Below are 1,607 nucleotides of genomic sequence, written 5' to 3' on the forward strand. Positions count from 1 at the left end.
AATAGATATTCAATGAAAAACATAGACAACAAATAAAAAAAACTACAAAAAATAATTTACAATCTAACCACAACTAAGAAAATTCACTGTCATCCATCAACTGAAAAATTAATTATTGCACAGCCAATAAAATAAGAAAAAAAAATTGAAAGGCATTTAAAAATATTTAAGAATATCTAATAATAGTTAATACTGTTTAAGAACTAACTAAAGAATTACGAATAGCTACAGCTTTTTCAGCTGCCTTTTCCATTGATATTTCAAATGGAATTCCTGCATCTTCTAGGATTTTTTGACCTTCTTCTTCATTTGTTCCAGTTAGACGAATTACTATGTTTATTTTTCTTTTTGATGAATTTAATGCATGTATAACTCCTTTTGCTACATCATCTGCTCTTGTAATTCCTCCTAAAACATTTAAGAATACTACTTTAACTGGAGCATAGATTAAGACTAAATTTAAAGCTTTCTTGATTGTGTTTTCTGAGGCTCCTCCCCCTATGTCTAAGAATGTTGCTGGTTCTCCACCTTTTAATTTTATCATGTCCATTCCTGTTAAAGTTAATCCTGCACCATTGCCTATAACTGCAATGTCCCCATCTAATTTAACAAAAGCAAAATCTTTTTTCTTAAAATTATTTGCTTCCATTAATGCTTTATGCCTAAATAAAGAGTCATCTTCGATTTCAAGTTTAGCATCTGCAGCTATTAAACCTTCATCAGTTAAGATTAAGGGATTTATTTCAGCTGTTTGTGCATCAGATCTTTTAAATACATCATATAATTTAAGTATTATATCGCCCATGGCAGAAATCATATTACTTCCAACATCCATTCTTCTAGCTATTTCTCTTGCTTCATAAGGTAAGAACATTTCAAGAGGATTTACATGGTGTTTAATGATTTTATCAGGATCATCAATAGCTAATTGTTCAATATCAACTCCACCTTCAATACTAGCCATTATTATTGGTTTTTTATTAGTTCTATCAATAGAAACACTTAAATAATATTCTTTTTTGATATTTACCTTTTGTTCTACAAGAAGATGTTTAACTTTTTCTCCTTTAATCTCAAAATTAAGTAATTCCTGAGCTACTTCAAATGCTTCTCCAGGATCATCGGCAAATTTAATTCCACCAGCTTTACCTCTACCTCCAACTAAAACTTGAGATTTAATTACAACTGATGAACCCATTTCATTAACAATCTCCATTGCTTCTTCAGGAGAATAAGCAACATGACCCTCTGGAATGTTTATTCCTGCTTTTTTAAATATTTTTTTTGCATTATATTCATAAAACTTCATATGATTACCCGAGTATTTGATATAAACAATTATGTGTAAATAATAAGTGATTTTTTGCAAGATTAATTTAAATAAACTAAAATATACTCAATCAGTAATAATTCATTTACTTGCAAATTTGTAGTTATCATTTAGATATTACTAATTATGTTTTTCATTATTAAAATAATTGTTTGTGTCAAAAAGTTGCCTCCTGAAAAATTGATTATTACTAAAATAATGATTTATCATAACATTTAGGTCCATTTTAATTCATCGTTCTGTCTTTCAATTATTGGTTTTAAATAAGACATAGCTC

General features: G+C 28.1%; 1 protein-coding gene. It reads right to left on the reverse strand.

What is annotated here, in order from left to right; translation table 11 throughout:
• Positions 1 to 196 precede the first annotated feature (196 nt).
• Entirely contained in the window at positions 197 to 1,309 is a 1,113-nt protein-coding gene (gene sucC, locus MBFIL_RS04370; protein ID WP_066971839.1) for an ADP-forming succinate--CoA ligase subunit beta, read from the reverse strand.
• Positions 1,310 to 1,607: the final 298 nt, after the last annotated feature.

The organism is Methanobrevibacter filiformis (assembly GCF_001639265.1).
Lineage (GTDB): Archaea > Methanobacteriota > Methanobacteria > Methanobacteriales > Methanobacteriaceae > Methanacia > Methanacia filiformis.

Coding starts and splice junctions, on each gene's coding strand:
- sucC (WP_066971839.1), bottom strand. CDS start 1,309: ATGAAGTTTTATGAATATAATGCAAAAAAAATATTTAAAAAAGCAGGA.